General features: G+C 33.4%; 16 protein-coding genes. 9 read left to right on the forward strand and 7 right to left on the reverse strand.

What is annotated here, in order from left to right:
- Positions 1 to 40: 40 nt before the first annotated feature.
- Complete coding sequence (locus ADIWIN_RS21380; RefSeq protein ID WP_020895264.1) at positions 41 to 391, reverse strand: hypothetical protein; 351 nt, start codon at positions 389 to 391, stop codon at positions 41 to 43.
- A gap of 151 nt (positions 392 to 542) precedes the next feature.
- Between ADIWIN_RS21380 and yiaA the strand changes: the two genes are divergently transcribed.
- Positions 543 to 1,043 (forward strand): inner membrane protein YiaA, encoded by a 501-nt coding sequence (yiaA, locus tag ADIWIN_RS11090; RefSeq protein ID WP_020895265.1) that lies wholly within the window; start codon positions 543 to 545, stop codon positions 1,041 to 1,043.
- Between the two features lie 236 nt (positions 1,044 to 1,279).
- Positions 1,280 to 2,026: an alpha/beta hydrolase gene (locus tag ADIWIN_RS11095; RefSeq protein WP_020895266.1), complete on the forward strand. Its 747-nt coding sequence runs from the start codon at positions 1,280 to 1,282 to the stop codon at positions 2,024 to 2,026.
- Between the two features lie 53 nt (positions 2,027 to 2,079).
- Here ADIWIN_RS11095 and ADIWIN_RS11100 read toward each other — a convergent pair whose 3' ends face one another.
- From ADIWIN_RS11100 to lysS, 3 genes are all read right to left on the reverse strand, one after another.
- Positions 2,080 to 4,569 (reverse strand): zinc-dependent metalloprotease, encoded by a 2,490-nt coding sequence (locus tag ADIWIN_RS11100; RefSeq protein WP_040757055.1) that lies wholly within the window; start codon positions 4,567 to 4,569, stop codon positions 2,080 to 2,082.
- 86 nt (positions 4,570 to 4,655) lie between these two features.
- Positions 4,656 to 5,639, reverse strand: a complete 984-nt coding sequence (locus tag ADIWIN_RS11105) for a hypothetical protein (protein ID WP_020895268.1) — start codon at positions 5,637 to 5,639, stop codon at positions 4,656 to 4,658.
- Positions 5,640 to 5,789: 150 nt separating this feature from the next.
- Positions 5,790 to 7,478 carry a lysine--tRNA ligase gene (lysS, locus tag ADIWIN_RS11110; protein ID WP_020895269.1) on the reverse strand — a complete coding sequence of 563 codons (1,689 nt, stop codon included), beginning with the start codon at positions 7,476 to 7,478 and terminating at the stop codon, positions 5,790 to 5,792.
- Positions 7,479 to 7,853: 375 nt separating this feature from the next.
- Between lysS and ADIWIN_RS20075 the strand changes: the two genes are divergently transcribed.
- Genes ADIWIN_RS20075 through lipB form a run of 3 tightly spaced genes read left to right on the forward strand, consistent with a single transcriptional unit; the run spans position 7,854 to position 9,533 of the window.
- Positions 7,854 to 8,012 carry a YqaE/Pmp3 family membrane protein gene (locus ADIWIN_RS20075; protein ID WP_020895270.1) on the forward strand — a complete coding sequence of 53 codons (159 nt, stop codon included), beginning with the start codon at positions 7,854 to 7,856 and terminating at the stop codon, positions 8,010 to 8,012.
- A 44-nt stretch (positions 8,013 to 8,056) separates the two neighbouring features.
- Complete coding sequence (locus tag ADIWIN_RS11115) at positions 8,057 to 8,821, forward strand: hypothetical protein (protein ID WP_020895271.1); 765 nt, start codon at positions 8,057 to 8,059, stop codon at positions 8,819 to 8,821.
- A gap of 13 nt (positions 8,822 to 8,834) precedes the next feature.
- Positions 8,835 to 9,533, forward strand: a complete 699-nt coding sequence (gene lipB, locus ADIWIN_RS11120) for a lipoyl(octanoyl) transferase LipB (protein ID WP_020895272.1) — start codon at positions 8,835 to 8,837, stop codon at positions 9,531 to 9,533.
- Between the two features lie 166 nt (positions 9,534 to 9,699).
- Here the strand turns inward: lipB and ADIWIN_RS11125 are convergent, their stop codons facing one another.
- The 3 genes from ADIWIN_RS11125 to rnhB all read right to left on the reverse strand — a co-directional run bounded on the left by ADIWIN_RS11125 (position 9,700) and on the right by rnhB (position 13,696).
- Entirely contained in the window at positions 9,700 to 10,617 is a 918-nt protein-coding gene (locus ADIWIN_RS11125; protein ID WP_020895273.1) for a nucleoid-associated protein, read from the reverse strand.
- 90 nt (positions 10,618 to 10,707) lie between these two features.
- Entirely contained in the window at positions 10,708 to 13,062 is a 2,355-nt protein-coding gene (locus tag ADIWIN_RS11130) for a hypothetical protein (protein ID WP_040757057.1), read from the reverse strand.
- A gap of 31 nt (positions 13,063 to 13,093) precedes the next feature.
- Positions 13,094 to 13,696, reverse strand: coding sequence for a ribonuclease HII (gene rnhB / locus ADIWIN_RS11135; protein WP_020895275.1), 603 nt, complete (start codon positions 13,694 to 13,696; stop codon positions 13,094 to 13,096).
- Positions 13,697 to 13,911: 215 nt separating this feature from the next.
- On the opposite strand from rnhB, the gene ADIWIN_RS11140 reads away from it, so the two are divergent.
- From ADIWIN_RS11140 to ADIWIN_RS11155, 4 genes are read left to right on the forward strand one after another with little or no spacing between them, the layout of a single operon-like run.
- Positions 13,912 to 17,013, forward strand: a complete 3,102-nt coding sequence (locus tag ADIWIN_RS11140) for a SusC/RagA family TonB-linked outer membrane protein (protein WP_020895276.1) — start codon at positions 13,912 to 13,914, stop codon at positions 17,011 to 17,013.
- A 12-nt stretch (positions 17,014 to 17,025) separates the two neighbouring features.
- Positions 17,026 to 18,492 carry a RagB/SusD family nutrient uptake outer membrane protein gene (locus tag ADIWIN_RS11145; protein WP_020895277.1) on the forward strand — a complete coding sequence of 489 codons (1,467 nt, stop codon included), beginning with the start codon at positions 17,026 to 17,028 and terminating at the stop codon, positions 18,490 to 18,492.
- A gap of 28 nt (positions 18,493 to 18,520) precedes the next feature.
- Positions 18,521 to 19,369, forward strand: coding sequence for a hypothetical protein (locus tag ADIWIN_RS11150; RefSeq protein ID WP_020895278.1), 849 nt, complete (start codon positions 18,521 to 18,523; stop codon positions 19,367 to 19,369).
- A gap of 8 nt (positions 19,370 to 19,377) precedes the next feature.
- Positions 19,378 to 20,325, forward strand: a complete 948-nt coding sequence (locus tag ADIWIN_RS11155; RefSeq protein WP_020895279.1) for a hypothetical protein — start codon at positions 19,378 to 19,380, stop codon at positions 20,323 to 20,325.
- Positions 20,326 to 20,349 lie beyond the last annotated feature (24 nt).

The following is a 20,349-nucleotide window of genomic DNA, read 5'->3' on the forward strand; positions in this document are numbered from 1 at the left end:
GGGAACATTAAATGCTCATCTGCTAAGCGTTCAGCCTTGTCTAAAACTTTATATGCGATCTCATATTTTTTTGAAGTAAAAAGGTTCGTGATGCTAAAATGTACTTAATAACCTGTATGTCTATGGAGCTCTCATCTTCGAGGTTTTTATTCGCGGTAAAATCTATTAAGGATTGAAATAGGCGTTTTCTTAAGGCATGGTAAGCATTGCAGTTTTCTACTTTATAAAGTTGATTGCAAATGTTTTTAGAATCGTCATTAGAATATGCGAGTACCTTAAATAATTGAATGTTCTTGGTGTCTTTCCGCTTGTTCTTTTGTTGAAGGTAATTTACGAATTTCTGTTGTTCTTCAATAGTTAATGTATCAATTATAGATTTTAATGCTATCATTTAAACGTCATAAATATATTTAATTTATCCCTAAATATAGGTAATTTTAAATGTAGTCTATAAAATATATCGTCGGTTTCGTTTGAATTGTGATTTTATGCTTCTTGATTTTTATTCGAGATTTGCCTCATAATCATTAAAACAAAATAGTATGAATTATCAAACAACAGTGTCTTTAAAAGACGAAGAAAATTTAAAATCAAAAAAGAAAGAAAAGAAAGAAAAGAAGTTATATAATCATAAGCCAACACCAGCATTTATTGGAGCCTCGTGGTCGGCCTTACTTATTGGTATGGTTGCTTATTGTATTGGACTTTGGAATGCAGAGATGATGCTTAACGAAAAAGGCTATTATTTTACGATTTTACTTTTCGGATTGTTCTCAGTAATCTCAGGACAAAAAGCCGTTAGAGATAAACTCGAAAACATTCAGGTTACCGAAATGTACTACGGCATTAGCTGGTTTACGTCTATCGCATCCATAGTTTTGCTAACCATAGGACTATGGAATGCGGATTTAGAATTAAGTGAAAAAGGCTTCTATGCTATGTCATTTACTTTGAGTTTGTTTTCGGCTATTGCAGTGCAGAAAAACACCAGAGATGTAGCTTATATAAATAATGAATTGGAGACAAAAGAAGACGACGATTAGTTTTGATGATCGGTTAATTACTAACCCAAAACCTTGCAGCATTCTTTGTGCTGTGAGGTTTTTAAAATGATTTAATCTTGAGCATAATCAGTGTGTTATTTTAGTTTACCTATTCCAAAAGACTATTGTAATACCTTTGGTTACTAAATACTAAGAAACAAATGGAGCGCACCACTAAAGTGATATTAAAAAAAAGACTTAAAAAGTTTATAATTGTACTTTTAAGCATATTTATTATGATAGCATCCGCACTTTATTTTTTGCAAGAAAAGTTATTGTTTTTGCCTAATACTTTAGAGCAAAATTATCAATACCAGTTTCAACATAATTTTGAAGAATTATTCTTTAAAACAGATGACAATACCATTATAAACGCACTTCATTTTAAGGCTGAAAACCCAAAAGGAGTTATCCTTTATTTTCATGGAAACGCTGGTGATTTAAGTCGTTGGGGAACGGTTTCAGAATATTTTGTTGATATGGAGTATGATGTCTTAATAATGGACTACCGAACCTATGGAAAAAGTACAGGAAAACTAAGTGAAGTAGCTATATATAGTGATGCACAATATTGTTATGATTATCTTTTAACGCAGTATTCTGAAAATCAAATCACTTTATATGGTCGATCATTAGGGACAGGAATTGCCTCGTACGTAGCTTCAAAAAACAATCCCAAACAATTGATTTTAGAAACACCCTATCACAGTATTTTAGATGTTGCAAAAGATCGGTTTCCTGTATTGCCTATAAAGCAATTGTTAAAGTATCATTTTCCAACCTATCAATTCTTACCAGATGCATCGTGTCCAATTACAATTATTCATGGAACTAATGATGGTGTTGTACCTTATGCATCAGCTAAAAAACTTTTAGAATTAAATATTGAAGATCTCGAATTTATTACAGTTGAAGGAGGTGAGCATAATAATTTAATTGAGTTTGAAGGCTATCATAAAATTATTCAAACTATTTTAAACTAAAAAAAGGCTTCAAAATTAATTGAAGCCTTTTTAAAAATGTATTTAAATTTAGATTACTTAGGATCTAAAATAAGATTGATACGCTCAATGGCATCAGCAATATGGATTCTGCTCATAGCATCTCCACCACGTGCCGAACGTAATTGACTACGTAATGATGTTAACTCAGCTCTTACAACCGCTCTAATATCAGATTGGCTAGTATTAACAGGAGTAACCTTAACGTAAGAACTAGATCTTCTGCTAGGAGCTTGGTCCTTTGCAGTCATCAAATACTCTAATCTATCAATATGTGCACGTTGTAAATTACGTCTGTAGGTATCAATTTTTTTACCTGTACGTAATTCACTCCAAATACCTGAACGTAAATCGCTCATCATATCTGGTAAAGAATAGGCTGCACTATCAAAGGTATATGCTTCTATTAAACGTTGCATTTTTCCTAAGCTTAAAATATTATTAACAGTTCTAGATTGTAAAGCACGAACACGTTCTATAGAACCTGTAAATTCAATACGATCAAAAATATTTTTATCAATTAACCATTCTGGAGTTTCAAATAGGTTCTCTTGAATAAAGTTCATTGCTTCCTTTTGGTGTGCTTTAGGCACAGCAGTATACACAACTCCTTCTTGATCTGCAGCTTTGTAGTTTTCGTAAACACCACCAATATTGTTAGAAACGTGACCCATATAACGATTAAATTGAGAAATCACATGACCGTACATTTCATCTAAATCGTCATAGTTTTCACCAGCTTCAGTTGTCCATTCAATTAAGTTTGGTACAATACGTTTAAGGTTTTTAATTCCATATTCACTTGCTAACATAGCATTATCACCTAAATCTTCAGTTTGAGAACTAGGATCAACTACGTCACCAGCTTGTTGGTGTCCAAAACGATACATTGGGTCACCAGCGTGCTCCATAATCCATGCGTTAAGGATTGGCTTTTCTTCTTCTGCAGTTTTATCTAAAATTGGTCTATAACCCCAAGATATAGCGTACTTATCATATGTTCCGATATCTGGCATTAAAGCTACACCTTCATCACCTGGTTGAGCGATATAGTTAAAACGTGCATAATCCATAATTGATGGAGCAGTACCAAATTCTTTAGTGAATTCAGCATCACGCAATTTCTCTACAGGGTACGCAACACTAGATCCCATGTTATGAGGTAAACCTAATGTATGACCCACTTCGTGAGAGGATACAAAACGAATTAAACGTCCCATAACTTCATCTTTAAACTGTGGACTTTGTGCTTCTGGGTTAATTGCAGCAGTTTGAACAAAGAACCATCCACGTAATAAAGACATTACATTATGATACCAGTTGATATCACTTTCTAATATTTCACCTGTTCTTGGGTCACTTACGTGAGGTCCATTAGCATTTGGAATAGGAGAGGCTAAATAACGTACAACTGAGTAACGTGCATCTTCTGGGCTCCATTCTGGATCTTCTTCAACCGTTGGTGGTTCTTTAGCAATTATAGCATCTTTAAAACCTGCTGCTTCAAAAGCGACTTGCCAATCTTCAATACCTTGCTTAATGTATTTTTTCCATTGTTCTGGAGTCGCTCTATCAACGTAGTATACAATTTGTTTTTTAGGTACTACTAATTCACCACGCTTAAACTTTTCAATGTCTTCATCTTTAACCTCTAATCTCCAACGATCTAAATAAGTTAAAGTTTTGCTTTTTTGATCTGCTTGTCCATAATCTGTTTGGTCTCTTGAAAACCAACCTACGCGTTCGTCAAAATAACGGCGCTTCATAGGTACATCTGGTAACAGAATCATAGAGTTAGCCATTTCTATCGAAACACTACCTGTGCTAGAATTAGATGGGGGATTTCCTGCAGCATACGTTTTTACGTGACGTGCTTCAATATTTCTAGGGTAACTTTTAATGGTCTCGATAAATGATTTATCACTTTCTAAACGCGATATTTTATAAGAAGACCTATTACGTTGTGGTAATCCTAAAGGTTTTACATCTTTCTCAAATAAAGGCGTTGCATCTATCACTGTGCTTGTAGAGTCTTTGCTAAATGCTTCAATAGGAAATGTGTATAAAACAGGTTCGAAATTAGAATTTAAAACAGCTTCACTGACCGGAAGAGAATCAGCAGCAACAACATTATAAGACACAACTCTAAGTATAACTTTTTTGTCTTTTTTCTCCCATCTCAATACTTGCTCATTAGTTTTGCCTCCACCAAAACCTAGCTCTGAAGCTGTTTTAGCAATACGAGTAACCATTAACATTTCTCTATTAAAAAGAGAGTCTGGTATTTCGTAATAAAACTTGTCATCTAAAGTATGAACTGTGAATAATCCTTTATCACTTTTGGCATCTTTAGTGATGACTTTGTCATAAGGTTTTGGATCGTTTTTTCCAGGTTTCTTTGCTGAAGTTTTAGCCATTGCTGTGGCATCTTTGCCTGATTTTCCAGCTTTTTTTGCAGTAGAGCAAGAAAACGCTAAAAAGGCGGAAACTACAAAGAGTAGTTTAATGGGTACGTTTTTCAAAATAGTTAGTTTTTAAATTTTGTTGAAAATACGTATTCTATTAAGAATATGTTAATTTAAAAACTGATTTTAGTATTTCTTTAACGTGGTTATTCTAGGGTGTCTAGGTAAGACTGAATTAGTTCTACACCTTCTGTATGCATCATTGAAGTGCCTATAAATGGCATACTTAAACCATCTAGATAAAACGATATTCTATAACTAACAAGGTGGCTTTGCTCTACAATTTGACTTTCATCGAGTGGCGTTTCAAAGGCCAGATTTAAGGTGGTTTCATCGGCACAGCTTCCACCAGGAATATGGCAATGCGCACAATTAATATCCATGTAGGCTCTTGCTCTAGCTTCTAATCTAAAGCCTTCATCTTCCCAATTCGGTAAACTTGTAATAGAAGCACTATTTGCAACACCTGTTAATTGAGAGTTGCTGATAAATTGTTCTAATTGATTGATACCATTGATTTCAAAATTCATGGATCGTAATTTTGGTCCTATGGGTATAATATTGCCATTATTACCATGGCAAGTAAAACAATCTGTATTTGACGGAATTTTATAAGTCGTGGAATTCGTATTGCCTTCTACATCAATCCAAGTTACAGGCAGCGAGCTTCCACCTAAATCTAAAACAGCCTCTGTTTGTTCGTCGTTCCATTTGTAATCTCCCGTTTCCCATTCGCCATTTAATTTCATTAAAATACGGGTTTCAATTATGGTTCTTCCTAAGGATAAATCGCGTTCATCGTGATTGTAATAAAATGTTTTCGCAATTACGGTATTCTCTGGAAAAAGCGGTAAACCATCACCGTCAAATTCCATGCTTGTGCCTTCAGGTAGAGCGATGATACGTTGCTTATGTGCGTAATCAGAAAATAGAGTAGTGCTAAGATTGTACTCAAATGCTTTTGTGGTAATGTTTAATTCATTTAGATTTCCTGAAAATAAATTCAACTCAGAAAGATTTGTTTTAAACTCGGTTGCTACGTTTGGGATAACAACTGGAGTTATTGAATCTTCTTTTTCACATGAAGTAAAAAGTAAAGCAAAAAGGATTAATATAGATAGATTTTTCATGTGATATGATACAGTTTTTGGTTGACTATTATTAGGCAAATTACTAAAAAAATAATAAAGTGATTTTGGCTATTAATGTTTCATGAAAAATAGAATAAAAAAGGAACTACCTCTCGGTAATTCCTTTTTTATATTTATAATTAATAGCTTTTAAACGAGCTCTACAAACAAACCGTCATCAGTTTTTTCAACCTTTGTTAAACCATGTTTACTCAAACCTTTTAAACCTTTATCCCAACCTTTATTACTTAAGCCAGATTTTGATTTAAGCACATTTAAGTCCATGCGTTTTTCAGCTTTTAAAACTTCTAAAATCGCTTTTTCGTTATCGCTTAAATCCACTTTTTTCTTCTCTGGTCGCATTTGAGGGAAGAATAATACTTCTTGGATACTCTGATTGTTGGTTAAGAACATTATTAAACGGTCCATTCCAATTCCCATTCCAGATGTTGGAGGCATTCCGTATTCAAGTGCACGTAAAAAATCGTGATCTATAAATTCTGTCGCTTCATCATCTCCTTTTTTAGCTAAACTTAACTGGTGCTCAAAACGCTCGCGTTGGTCTATAGGATCGTTAAGCTCAGAATAGGCGTTAGCAACTTCTTTACCACAAACCATTAACTCAAAACGCTCGGTTAATTCAGGATTTTCTCTATGCTCTTTACATAATGGGCTCATCTCTTTCGGATAGTCGGTAATGAACGTTGGTTGAATGTAATTTCCTTCACATTTCTCACCAAAAATCTCATCAATCAACTTGCCTTTACCCATGGTCTCGTCAACCTCAATATGCATGCCTTTTGCAGCCGCTCTTATGTCGTCTTCAGATTTATTGTAAATATCAAAGCCTGTAAATTCTAAAATAGAATCGCGCATGGTAATACGCTTATAAGGTGCTTGAAAATTGATTTTATGTTCGCCAAATGTAGCATCTGAAGTTCCGTTTACAGCAATAGCACAATGCTCTAATAATTGCTCACAGAAATCCATCATCCAATTGTAATCTTTGTAAGATACATAGATTTCCATGGCAGTAAATTCTGGATTATGCGTTCTGTCCATACCTTCATTTCTGAAGTTTTTAGAAAACTCATAAACTCCATCAAAACCACCTACGATTAAACGTTTTAGGTATAACTCGTTAGCAATTCGCATGTATAATGGAATGTCTAAACTGTTGTGATGTGTCATAAACGGACGTGCCGCAGCTCCTCCAGGAATAGGCTGTAAAACCGGTGTTTCAACTTCAAAATAACCAGCATCATTAAAAAATTGACGCATCGCATTAAAAAGTTTAGTACGCTTTATAAACACTTCTTTTACATGAGGATTAACTACTAAATCGGCATAACGTTGTCTGTAACGCATTTCTGGATCTGTAAATGCATCATAGGTTTTTCCATCCTTTTGTTTTGGGATGGGTAATGGTTTTAAAGCTTTACTAAGCAATTTAAAATCCTTTACCATAACAGTCTTTTCGCCAACTTGCGTTGTAAAAAGTGTCCCTTCAATACCTACAAAATCACCTAAGTCTAATAATTTTTTAAAGACATCATTGTAAAGTGACTTATCCTCACCTGTACAAATTTCGTCTCTATTAAAATACACCTGAATACGACCTTCGCTATCTTGCAATTGTGCAAAAGACGCTTTCCCTTGAATGTTAATAGCCATTAGACGACCTGCGATAATAACCTGTTTACCATCTTCAAAATTAGATTTTATCTGTTTTGAAGTGTGGTTTACGGGAAATAAATCCGCTGGATAAGGGTTAATCCCTAAAGCTCTAAGCTTTTCTAACTTTTGGCGTCTTACCAATTCTTGTTCTGAAAGTTGCATTCTTAATTAATTTTATAAACTTACCAAGTGTTGGTAAGTGGCTGCAAAATTACACTTTTTACAAAAATTAACGAGCTCCTTTTTAGTTAGATTTAACAAGCTCTAAATTTTCTTAATAATTATGGTTGTTTAGAAATGTTTTTATGACACTTTAAAGAATCTTGAAGAACACTTTTATATGGTATTTTGGCAGAGGGAGGTCATTCTGAATCTCTTTAGTTGATAAACAAGAATTCAGAATAAGAATCAATATTATTTTATAGTCATAATACTTTATTGAATTTTATTCTAATTTCAATATTATGAATTCATAAAAAGTGTAACATTTAGATTAAAATGACGTCCTATAAATACATCAAATCATCAAACGAAATTATGAGTATCTGGCGCGTTATCCTTTCTATTATTTGTCCACCTTTAGCTGTCTTAGATAAAGGCTGTGGATCAATTCTTATTACCTTTCTATTATGGCTTTGTGGTTGGGTGCCAGGCGTTATAGCAGCATTGATTATTCTCAATAACCCAAAGCGATAAAATTCTTACCTTTGCGGTCTTAATAATGTATTTAAAAGATTAAAATGAAAAAGGTTTTTACGGTGCTTTCTTGTGCGTTTATAATGCTGCTAACAAGTTGTCAGTTTTCTGAAAATATCTATATCAATGAAGACGGTAGTGGTAAGGTGAAATTCTCAATGGATGCATCAGAAATGATGGATGTGTTAGGGCAACTGGGCGAGAATGCTTCTGATGAAATGAGTAAAGCTGTGGATTCAACAATCGTTTTTAAGGACTTTTTGGTAGAATATAAAGATAGTATAGCGAATTTGTCTGTAGGAGAACAGGAAAAGATTAAAGCCATGGAGGATTATAAAATTCATATGGTTATGGATCCAGATAAGAAGAAGATGTTTTTTGATTTAGAAACAGACTTTGATGATGCTAGTGAGTTGCGCGATATGTACAAAGCAATGAATAGTTTCAATAATTTAAAAGGTGATGACACTGCTAGTGATAATTTGCCTTTAAGTCCATTTTCTAGTATGGGTAATGAAGGCTCAACTTTGGTTAGTTACTCATATGATGGTACCGTTTTTAGAAGAAATGCTGAGATTATTGATTTAGAAAAACATCAAAAATCTTTAGATAGTATAGATAAATCGGCCTTGATGTTGGGATCTTCTAAGTATATAATTAATTATCACTTTCCTAAAGCTGTAAAATCATTTTCGAAAGAAGGGGCCATGTACAGTGACGATCGGAAAACCGTTACTTATGAGGTAGGATTTATAGATATGCTAAAGGATCCTGAAATATTGAATATTGAAGTTGTTTTAGAGGATTAAAAGAATAATTATTTTGAATAAAAAAATACAACTACAAGATTTAGGAACTAAAGATTTTAAGGACACTTGGGATTACCAGGAAACACTCTTTAAAGCTATTTTAGATACTAAAATAAAGAATCGAAGAGAAGATGCTGGTTTAATTACTGAGAATCATTTTCTCTTTGTAGAACATCCTCATGTCTATACTTTGGGTAAAAGTGGTGATCTCTCAAATCTATTGCTTTCTGAAAGTCAATTAGCAGAAAAAGGTGCGACGTTTTATAAAATTAATAGAGGTGGAGATATTACTTATCACGGTCCGGGACAAATAGTAGGCTATCCGATTTTAGACTTAGATAATTTCTTTACAGATATTCATAAATACTTACGGTTTTTAGAAGAAGTGATCATTCTAACTTTAGCTGAATATGGTTTAAAAACAGAGCGCAGTCCAGGTGAAACAGGTGTTTGGCTCGATGTAGGGACTCCATTTGCTCGAAAGATTTGTGCTATGGGAGTACGGGCTAGCCGTTGGGTTACCATGCATGGATTCGCCTTAAATGTGAATGCAGATTTAGGCTATTTTGATCATATTATTCCATGCGGCATTCGAGGTAAAGCGGTGACAACATTGAATAATGAATTGGGTGTCGATAGCGTAAATGAAAATGAAGTTAAAGTGAAGCTTTTAAAGCATTTTAGTGCGCTTTTTGAAGCGAATTTCGTTTAATTTTATCCATATGAGCCTGACTTTACTAACTCAAATTAAGACTCGTCATTAAAAAACACCTTATAAAAGTGCATTTTCTTCTCTTCATCATAACCGCGTTCTAAATACTCAGCAGAAGCATCAGGTGCATCAACATCGAGTTTTATTTGTATGTTGGTATCTAATTTTATTTCGGTTTTAATTTTTGTTTTTGCTTTTTTAAGGCCACTTCAGAGACGTCAAACTGGTTTCTAATGAGAACTTTGTTGTCCGTTTCGTAAGTTTTCTTATAATCTTCAAACAATTGAATTTTATCTTCTTCGTCAAAAACTTCTTCTTTAAAAGTGTCGATATTTACAATTTCATTTTCTTTGAAAAAGTCAACTGTTTTAGCTAGGAAGTTACTCTGTTCCTGACCACCAAAATTAGGTTGTAGAACTTCTTTAGAAAACTCTCTACAAAGTTCAATACAATTTTTGGTGTGCTGATTGCTATCGTCTGGATATCTTATGTTTAGGAAGCTTTTAATCCAGTATTGTGTATCGTAAGTGTTGTTGTCTACACTAAGTACAATTTTGCCTTCCATATCAGAAGTATTTAAGATTAAACAACCTTTATCTACCTTTTTGGCTTGGATACCTTTTTGAACTAAAATATCGTAGTTATTATCTTCTAAATAAGTCTGAAAAAACTCAGTTTTATTTTCAATTTTAAAGATCCCAATAGCATCTGTAAAATAGTCTTCGTATTGTATGTTTTCAAAATGACAAATAAGGACATCTCCGGTTTTAATTTGAGCCGAATTACTTTGCTCAAATAAATGCGTAACAATATGTTTTGAAATCTCTACGAAATCAGCATCTTCCTTAAATAATTGTTCGCTGTAGGTGTTGATTTCATTGAGTGCTACATCACTGTGGTGGTGAAAACGATAATTTTCAGCAACACTCATAAAGGGCTTTAAAAGATAAGGCAACATTAAATTGTAAGTGGCTTCATCAAAATCTACAATAGCATCTGAAAAAGCATTTTTTGTGCCATTAAATTTGTTGCCAACTTTGTGAATTATACAGCTTCTTAAGGATGCTTTCTGTCTTTTTATCATGATGGGAATTGTCGTCTATATTTTGATTGTACAATACTACAAAAGAATGTGCTTATTCTAAGTGAAAATAATACTAAAATAAGGATGATTTTAGTGTAGTTTGTAAACCACTATCGTTTTATCATCACTTTGCGTAATAAGTTCTAAACCACTATCATTATCTAGTTTTTCTAGCACTGCAGCTGAAGTGCCAAAAACAGGAAAATTTGGAATTGATTTTCCTTGACTATCAAAAAGATATACTTTTTTAGATTGCAAATCTGTAGTGGTAACGTAAATCTTATCATTCAGGTAAAATATTCTAGGCTCTGTATATTCGCCATAGTCCAAATCAACGGTTCTCGATTTAATAATTAATCTATTCTCTCTTAAGGAAACTAATGTTTTGCTAGTCGTTGCGATTTTATGCTTATCTGTAAGATTTAGATTTTTTGTGCTTAGATTTCCTTTGGTATCCACTTGGATAAGTTCGCCAAGTGTATTTGTTGTCGTAAACTTATTCTGGTATAAATACACGTCGTTATCAGAAAAACGAATCTTGTCTTTTACATTAATTCTAATGTCGCCTTGGCGGTTTAAAACTTTAAGATTTTCACCTGCGCCAAATACGATGTAATCTTTACTTCCAATTCTAAAATGTTTGGGTTTTGATGAAATTTCAGAATCATTATTCTTATACTTAAAGCCACTAACAGATTGCCCTTTGGCATTGTACATTAGTAGGTGTTTACCTTGCGTTACCATTAATCTGTAATCCTTTCGTTTATCGTAATCAAATACAGAAAGAGGTTGTGTAATGGCGTCATTAAATTTTAAAGGAAAAGGAGAAACATCGTTGCCATTTCTGTCTAAAACATATAGTTGGTTTGGTGTCGTAAAAGCTAATTGTAACCTGCCGTTTTTATACATGTCAATCTGATCTACTTGACCCAGAATTCGTCCTTGGAGTTGTTTTTTCCAAAGAATATTGCCGGAACTTGAAATAAGATAGAGCATATTATTTACATCCTGAACCACAATATCATGCGATTTAGAAACATGATTTTTAACGGCTTGCGGTACTGTTAATATTGTGGCTTCAAGTGGGGTGGTAAAAGTTTCCGCAACAGAATTTGAAGCCGCTCTTTTTTTGAATTTCTGAATTATTCCATTAATATGTGTATAGGTATCTTCACGTATAAACTGAACAGCATTGGCATTGTAGCCGTTCATGGTTTGGTCTAAAACAGTGGAGAGTTGTTCAGAATCCTTAAAGATAAATAAGGAGGCTTCATCACTCAGGTTTTCGCTAATACTTAAAAAGGCATCCGAATTAGCAAGTGTATTGTTATTTAAAGCGTCTGTTAGAATTGATTTTAAGATTTCGGAAGAATTAGAAAACACAATAAAATTTTCAAAAACAGAAAAGAAATTAGCATTTTCAAAAGTAATAAAGGGCATTAAATTAGACTCGAAGAAGTTAGGGTATCCAAACTCATAGATGTCAATATCTCTAAATGATTCAGATATAGACTTATCTTCAATGGATTCTATAATTAAGTTCGGATCCAATGAATGAAGCACTAGGGCATTGTCAATCAGGGCAATTTCATCCGTAAAATTTAAGAAAGTTTCAGAAACGTCTACTAGGCTATCCTTTAGGTAGTTGTTGTTTTTGTTAAATACTGAAAAATTATCGTATGTAATACTCACTAAAGAGCTTGTGTTATATGGAGCAATTAAGGGTGTATTTGTTTTTTGAGGAACAGTATTTTTAAAACTATCCAAATTGTGAGCACTTGAATCTTTAGATGTTAATATACCGTTGTAATTCAGGCCTTTTTCAGTGTAGTCAAAATCTAAGACCGTAAAGGTTTTGCTGCCTTTATTTATGACATCCGAAAATAATAGTTTAGAATAATTAGTAGCCTCTGACTTAAATAAAATGGAAGCGATCGATTTTTTATCTGTGGTCTCAATTAAGTTACTAAGCTCTGTGTTTTCGTTATCAGTGTTTAGCGTTTTTAAAAGTTCTAAATCGTTTGAGCCTGCAAAAGTATTTCCTATAATTTTATGATAGAATATGTTATCATTTATTTGGGTTTTTTCAATTTCTGAATCGACCAAAGTTGTCGAAATAATATTCTTAACCGAATCAAGCACAAATAAAGTGCTGTCGTTTTCTGAGAGAATTAGATAATTAGAATCTGTAAAAGAAATATAAACTTGCTGCGTTGTGTTAAGCTGGTTTAGAAATAGAGAAGCATTTTTTAACTCTTTATTATATAGTCCAGAAAGCACGTCATTATTTTCAATACTAGTAACAAAATCATTAAGCTCATTTACTTGAATGATAGCAGATGTTTCGGTTGGAATTAATTTATAAGGTTGTTTGGTTTTGCTGTAGTCTTTTTGGCAGGCCAAAACTAGGGTGAACAAAATCGATAAAAAACCAAGTCGCTTCATTAAGTTGTGTTTAGTTTACAAATATAAAAAGTTATATATCCAATTTGTATTGCTCAGGCAATAATCTAAATGATTTTCTGTGATATTTAGTAATCCCGTATTTTTTTATCGCAGCTCTGTGTTCTTTTGTAGGGTAGCCTTTATTTTGTTTCCAATTGTACATCGGGAATTCTTCATGGATTTTTTCCATATAGGCATCTCTATATGTTTTTGCTAAAACGGAAGCAGCAGCTATACTTAGATATTTACTATCACCTTTTATTATTGTGGCATGTGGAATGTTTTCATAGGGTTTAAACCTATTACCATCTACAATAATAAACTCTGGAATCGTTTTTAATTTAGAAATAGCGCCATGCATGGCTTTTATGGAAGCGTTTAATATATTAATAGTGTCGATTTCTTGTTCAAAAATATGTTGAACACCATAAGAGACACTCTCGTTTTCAATTAAGGGTTTTAAAATTACTCTGTTTTTTTTGGAAAGCTGCTTAGAATCATTTAGTTGTGTGTTTTTAAATGTAACGGGTAATATAACAGCAGCAGCTGTCACCGGACCAGCTAAGCAACCTCTTCCTGCTTCATCCGTACCACATTCAATATTATAAGTTGAAAACTGAATTTTTAATACCAAAATGTTAAATTTTGAACAAAGTTAAAATTTTAACGCAACCCTTTCTCATTTTTCACATCTAACTATTGAGTTAATGCCTAAAAACATTGGGGAAATAGCAATCTATGAATAGTTATCATATTCGCAACAGAGTTAACATTATTTTTGGAAAATTGCTTGGTTATTTAATATTTAATTAAGATGTTTGCAATTAGACTAACTCAAATAATTGTTTTATGAAATTAAAATTAACATGGTTATTAACGCTATTTATGGCGTTCGTGATGCAGTTTTCTTTTGCACAAGAGAAGACTATCACAGGTACAGTTACAACAGTAACGGATGGTTTACCCCTTCCTGGAGCTAGTGTAATTGTAAAAGGGACCTCTAGAGGTCAACAAACAGATTTTGATGGGAAATTTTCCATTAAGGCAAATGAAAATGATATCTTAATTTTTTCTTACGTAGGATTTGTAAGCGTAGAAAAAAGTGTAGGTTCTAGTTCGGTTGTGAATGTAGCTTTAAAAGCAGACAGCCAACTTGATGAAGTTGTAGTGGTTGCCTACGGTAATGCTGCTTCTGTAAGAACAGTAACTGCTGCTATAACTACGGTTAATGCAGAGATATTAGAAGATAGAGCAAATGCTTCTGCTTTGCAAAACCTTCAAGGTCAGGTTGCTGGTTTAAATATTGCTACAGGTTCTGGGCAGCCAGGGTCGGATAGTACTATAATATTAAGAGGGCCTGGATCTATTAATGGTAATATCGAGCCATTATTTGTTGTAGATGGAATTCCGGTAGATGAAGATAATTTTAGAAGTATCAATCCAACTGATATTGCATCATTTGCAGTTTTAAAGGATGCTGCTGCAGCAAATATTTATGGAAACAGAGCTGCGAATGGAGCGATTGTGATTACAACTAAGAGAGGTCGTTATAATCAAGGGTTAGAGTTTAAATATACTTCTACTTTCGGTTATAATGAATTACAAGATCAGCCTTTTGAGTTGATGAACTCAAGAGAGGTTTTAAATTGGCAAAATCAAAATAATGGTGGCTTAGGTGCTGAGTTATCAGCAAGTGAGATTAATGCTTTAGCTAATCAAACAAATACAAATTGGGCGGATGTGTTTTTTAGAAAAGGAACAACTAATTCTCATAACTTATCAATTACATCTGGTGGAGAAAATTCTAATAATTTTACCTCATTACAATATTTTGAACAAGATGGTATTTTTATTGGATCGGCATTTAAACGTTTCTCTGTAAGAAATAACTTCAGTGGTAAATCTTCTAATGACAAATTTAATTATGGTTTAAACTTGTCTGTAGGTGTTTCTACTACAAATGAGCAAGATGGTTCTGGTTCTGGTTCTACATTTTTTAATCCGTTTAGTGCTGCTTTACAGGGATTACCTTATTTAAGTCCATATGCAGCTGATGGTTCAATAACTCGTGATGGTGGTATTCAGCCAGGTGATATTAATGCTATTCTTGGACGTGGAGCTTCTAATTTTCCATATGTTCTATTAAATAGTATAGCGCTTAATACTGACAAAGAAGAGGAAGTAAAAGTTTTAGCGTCTTTTAATGCAAATTGGAATTTTGCCAAAAATCTTACGGCAGGTATTCAATTAGGTGTGGATTACAGTAGTGAAAGAGCTATAGATATTCTTCACCCAGAAAGTATATTAGGGCCGTTTCAGTCAGCACAAGGTGTAGATGCTCAATTTGGTGGTATTCAGTCTGAGTCATTCTTAAGAGATTTTAGATTTAACTCAGTTACTTCGTTAAATTATAATAACACTTTTGGTGATAAACATAATCTAGACGTTACTGTTTTTATGGAGTATTTAAAAGGACATTTAGATGGATTTAATTATTCGCAATTTGGTCTTGATCCACGTTTAGTAGGTTCAGGTGCTGCTTTTATTCCTGGAACAACAACTGAAGTTATCAACGGAAACACAACTAACCCATATATTGATACTGTAGGTCAAACTACTGTTACAGTTGGAAATATGTCTTTATTCAGTCAATTAGATTATGAATATGATGGTAAATATGGTTTCTCTGCAGGAATAAGAAGAGATAATTCGTTTAGATTTATTGATGATAACAAATGGGGTACATTTTGGTCTGTTGGTGGTCGTTGGAATATCGATGCTGAACCTTTTATGGATGGTAGTGCTTTTAATTTATTAAAGCTTAGAGCATCTCATGGTATTTCTGGTAATGACAGGATTGCAGGTACTTATTATGGGGGTCTTAATTTAACTAGAAACCTATATACTGCAGGAACTGGTTATAATGGTTCAGTTTCAACTGTGGCTGCTCAAGTGGCTAATACATCTTTGAGATGGGAAGAAACTACTCAAACGAATGTTGGATTAGATTTCCAAATTTGGAATAGTAAGCTTACTGGTGCGATTGATGTTTACGAGAAAAAGACGGAAGATTTGTTTCAGAATAATAATATTTCACTGTTAAATGCTACAGGCGGTACAATTGATTCTAATCTAGGTACTATGGTAAATAAAGGTGTTGAATTACAATTATCGTACAGATTATTTAATGATAGTGATTGGAGAATATCTGTAAATGCTAATGGATCTTATAACAAGAATGAGATTGAGGCTTTACCTCCATCATCTAATGGGTTAGTTAATAATGGTGGTTCTACAGCGTTAGGTGAAGGTCAGTCATTAGGATCTTTCTACTTGGTGCCTTATGCAGGTGTTAATCCAGCAAATGGTAATCCATTATTTAGAAAATTAGATGGTTCATTAACAGAGACGCTATTGGATGAAGATAGAGTGTTTTCTGATAAATCAATCTACCCTGTTTTTCAAGGTGGTTTTGGTACGGATATACAATATAAAGGTTTCGCATTCACTACACAATGGTCTTTCGTTGCTGAAGTTTATAGAAACAATTTAGATTATGCTAGTTTACAGGAAGTATCTCAAGGTTCTATAGAGAATGGTAGAAATAGATCAGTTACTTTATTTGATGCTTGGCAGAATGTAGGTGATATTACTGAAGTACCTCGTGTAGGGTCTGCTTTTGGTAGTGTTGATTATATTAATTCTACGGATAGATATCTTGAAGATGCATCATTCCTTAGATTAAGAAATATTACGTTAGCATACTCACTTCCAAAAGAGGCATTAGAAAAGTTACCAGTAAGTGGTGTAAGACTATACTTGCAAGGTGAGAATTTAATTACGTTTTCTAAATATAGAGGATGGGATCCTGAATCTAACTTTAGAACAACGGATAGAGGGCAGTTCCCAACACCTAAAATATATACTCTAGGAGTAACAGTTAATTTTTAATAAAAATTTAAGATGAAAAAACATATATTTAAAATATTATTTTTATTTGCATTGTCTTTGTCAGTCTCTTGTGAGGATGCCACTGATATTTTGCAAGAAGGGGAGCTTACAGAGGATGCTGCCTATAGATCTTTAGCCGACGTACAATCGGGACTACTTGGTGTTTATGCCGCTTATGCTCCAGATGGAGGTGGTAATGGAACAGGTAATTCTTTATACGCTAATGCAATTTTAGGTGATAACCTTAAAGCTGGTTTAGCTAGTAATGGTCAGGGTGCTCAGGATTACAACTATGTAGTAAGTTTTACTAGTGGAAGTATTCCTCATAACATTTGGAATAATAGATATGTAACAATCAATTTTGCGAATCGTGTACTTGGCGTATTAGATCGTTTAACTTTTACTGGTCAAGAATTAGTTGAAGCGAATCACATAAAGGCACAATTGTTAGCTATAAGAGCGTTATGTCACTTTGAAGTTGTTCAGTATTATACAACAGACTATAGTAATCCTAATACTTTAGGTGCAATTAATATGGATTTTGTTCCAGAAACTTCAGATGTTTTTGAAAGAAATACAGTTTCTGAAAACTTAACCTTCATTAAAGAGGATTTGAATACAGCTTTAACTTTATTTGATCCGTCTAATGCTACTAATGCAAGTCCAATTTGGATTAGTGAAGATTTCGTTAAGTTTCTTAAATTAAGAATAGCACTTACAGAAGGAGATAGTAGTACGGCTAATATTACACTTGCTAATGAATTATTAGCGGATTATCCTTTAGCTAGTTTTGGTGAGTATATTGGAATGTATTTAGATGTAGATGACACAGAAGTTATATTTAAGTTATCAAGAGTTGTTGGTGATGCAGGTGTAGCACAGTTATTTTACTTTAACTTTCCTGGAACAGGTGACGGATTCTTAGAAATGTCTAATGAGTTATTTAATTTATTAGATGCAGAAGGTGGTGCTAGAAGACAAGCTTTTGTTAACTCAGCGAGTACTGTAGTAGGACCAAATGACCCTGCAAATGAATTATTAATTAATAAATATCCTGGTTCAGCTGCTGGACAGGCAATTAATGATTTTAAGATGATGAGAGCTTCAGAAGTTCAATTAATCAAGGCTGAATTACAAGCTAGAAATAATATGTTCGCTGATGCTGCAACTACGATTCAAGAGTTGAGAACTGCTAGAGGATCAGCTACTGCTACACCTGCATCTTATACGAATTTAAATGTAGCTTTAACTGATATAATGTTAGAGCGTCGTTTAGAATTATGTTATGAAGGTCATAGATGGTTAGATATTAAGCGTGTAGGTCCAGAATTAGGTATTGGAGTGACTAGAAATTCTGTTGATTGTGCTTCTTTTGAAGGTATATGTGATATTTCATCTTCTGATTTTAGATTTACATTAGCTATTCCTCAATCTGAGATCAATGGTAATACTGCTATATCTCAAAATCCTCAATACTAATTCAAATTAATTTTTAGAAAAAATAATTATGAAAAATATATTTAAATTAACATTTGTGTTGCTATTGACGATAGTTACTGTGTCTTGTGATGAGACAGTAGAAGAAGTTATTTATAACGGCAATATCAATGAAAACAATACGTTTATCACTTTTGAGAAAAGTGTTTATAACTTACCAGTTACAATCGACGATTCTAGTAGTATTAATTTAATACTAAACTCTAGTACAGTTAGTAGTGTAGATAGAACATATGATATTGTTCTAAATACAGATCCTGAGATAACTACAGCTAATGATCTTACTTATAGTTTACCTACAAGTGTAACCATACCAGCTAATTCTTATAAAGGAACACTTACTATAGTAGGTACAGATAATAACTTGGTAGATGCTACATCTAAAAGAATTGTATTTAATATTAGTGGGTTGTCAGATTCTGAGAGTTTAGATGCTGATGAAATTACTGTTAATATTTTTGAAGTTTGTCCAGTTCCTTCTACCTTCTTAGTAGGTGATTACATTATCGGAGATGATGGATCAGGTAATTTTCCAACAGGAGAAACAGTTTCTATTTCTATAGGAGATAGTGAAACGGAAAGAACATTCAATACAATACATTTGCCTGGTTCAGGTGTTGAAGCTGAAGTAGACATTATACTTGGTTTAGCTTGTAACGTGTTGAGCTTATCTAATGATGTTGATATCAATGTGGCCTGCACGACTGGTGTTTTATATATACTAGTCCCTGCAGATGCTGCGAGTAACTCAAATTATTCTTTAGATAATGATGATGTTATAACGGTTAATTATTTACAAGACCCATTAGCTTCTTGTGGAAGTAGTACCGTGCAAAGTTTTACTTTAACTAAAATTTAAAATTACATATGAAAAATATTTTTAAAATATCGTTTTTATTCTCATTGTTATTGGTCTCTTTTAACAGTTGTGATAGTAGCGAAGGTGAGAATGAAGGTAAATTCAACGAAAGTCCAGAGTCTGGATGGGTGCAGTTTCAAACTAGCCAGTTGAGTATTGACTTAGGAGGTTACGATGTAAGTGTTCCTGCAGGAATTCCTGTTGAAGTAAATGTTCCTATAGTTGCCAATGATTTAACTATTAGTTATAGTTTTGTGCCAGTATCTGGTGCTAACCCTAATACGGTTTTTTCTAACACGGGTAATTTATTAAGCCCAGGTGGAACTTCAAGTAATTTTGATACTACTTTTCCGGAAATACAATTGAACATAGCGGAAGCAGCAGCAGCTAATATTACTGAAACTATGGTATTTGATGTTGTTTTAGATGGTACTGATAATTCAGGTATTGCTATAGGTATTAGTGGTACAGAAGAAACTAGACCAACAACAATTAGGGTAACTATTTGTCCAGAGATTGAAGTTGCTATTGCAGGATTACTTGCAAATGATGACTTTTTTGTAGGTGATTATAATCTAACTGTGACTTCTGGTGATAGTTTATTTGGTGGAGATGTTTTTGCTGATCAAACTGTTACTGTAACTGCAGATGCGAGTGGAACTTTTAACAGATCATTCGATGTTGCTTATGCACCAGGTGGTAATATAGTTTCTATCGGATTTAATATTAATTCAGATGGTCAGATAGTTGTTCAAAATGACATATCTACGGGTATAGCCTGTGCTGCAGGTGAAGACCTTACTATAGGTGGTGATAGTGCTAATATTTTTACTCTAGACGCTTGTACAGTAGCAGAATCAGAAAGTGTAACATTGAATATGTTAGATTTTTTCGGAGGCTCTGGTGGATGTGGTGTTGAGAACATTGAATTAACAGTTGTGTTAACAAAAATATAATTATTTATGTTTTTATAAAAAAAA

The organism is Winogradskyella psychrotolerans RS-3, assembly GCF_000427335.1.
Lineage (GTDB): Bacteria > Bacteroidota > Bacteroidia > Flavobacteriales > Flavobacteriaceae > Winogradskyella > Winogradskyella psychrotolerans.

What these genes read in the sequence shown, in the direction of transcription:
- ADIWIN_RS21380 (WP_020895264.1), bottom strand. Translation starts at nt 391, where the DNA reads ATGATAGCATTAAAATCTATAATTGATACATTAACTATTGAAGAACAA.
- yiaA (WP_020895265.1), top strand. Translation starts at nt 543, where the DNA reads ATGAATTATCAAACAACAGTGTCTTTAAAAGACGAAGAAAATTTAAAA.
- ADIWIN_RS11095 (WP_020895266.1), top strand. Translation starts at nt 1,280, where the DNA reads ATGATAGCATCCGCACTTTATTTTTTGCAAGAAAAGTTATTGTTTTTG.
- ADIWIN_RS11105 (WP_020895268.1), bottom strand. Translation starts at nt 5,639, where the DNA reads ATGAAAAATCTATCTATATTAATCCTTTTTGCTTTACTTTTTACTTCA.
- lysS (WP_020895269.1), bottom strand. Translation starts at nt 7,478, where the DNA reads ATGCAACTTTCAGAACAAGAATTGGTAAGACGCCAAAAGTTAGAAAAG.
- ADIWIN_RS20075 (WP_020895270.1), top strand. Translation starts at nt 7,854, where the DNA reads ATGAGTATCTGGCGCGTTATCCTTTCTATTATTTGTCCACCTTTAGCT.
- ADIWIN_RS11115 (WP_020895271.1), top strand. Translation starts at nt 8,057, where the DNA reads ATGAAAAAGGTTTTTACGGTGCTTTCTTGTGCGTTTATAATGCTGCTA.
- ADIWIN_RS11125 (WP_020895273.1), bottom strand. Translation starts at nt 10,617, where the DNA reads ATGATAAAAAGACAGAAAGCATCCTTAAGAAGCTGTATAATTCACAAA.
- ADIWIN_RS11130 (WP_040757057.1), bottom strand. Translation starts at nt 13,062, where the DNA reads ATGAAGCGACTTGGTTTTTTATCGATTTTGTTCACCCTAGTTTTGGCC.
- ADIWIN_RS11140 (WP_020895276.1), top strand. Translation starts at nt 13,912, where the DNA reads ATGAAATTAAAATTAACATGGTTATTAACGCTATTTATGGCGTTCGTG.
- ADIWIN_RS11145 (WP_020895277.1), top strand. Translation starts at nt 17,026, where the DNA reads ATGAAAAAACATATATTTAAAATATTATTTTTATTTGCATTGTCTTTG.
- ADIWIN_RS11150 (WP_020895278.1), top strand. Translation starts at nt 18,521, where the DNA reads ATGAAAAATATATTTAAATTAACATTTGTGTTGCTATTGACGATAGTT.
- ADIWIN_RS11155 (WP_020895279.1), top strand. Translation starts at nt 19,378, where the DNA reads ATGAAAAATATTTTTAAAATATCGTTTTTATTCTCATTGTTATTGGTC.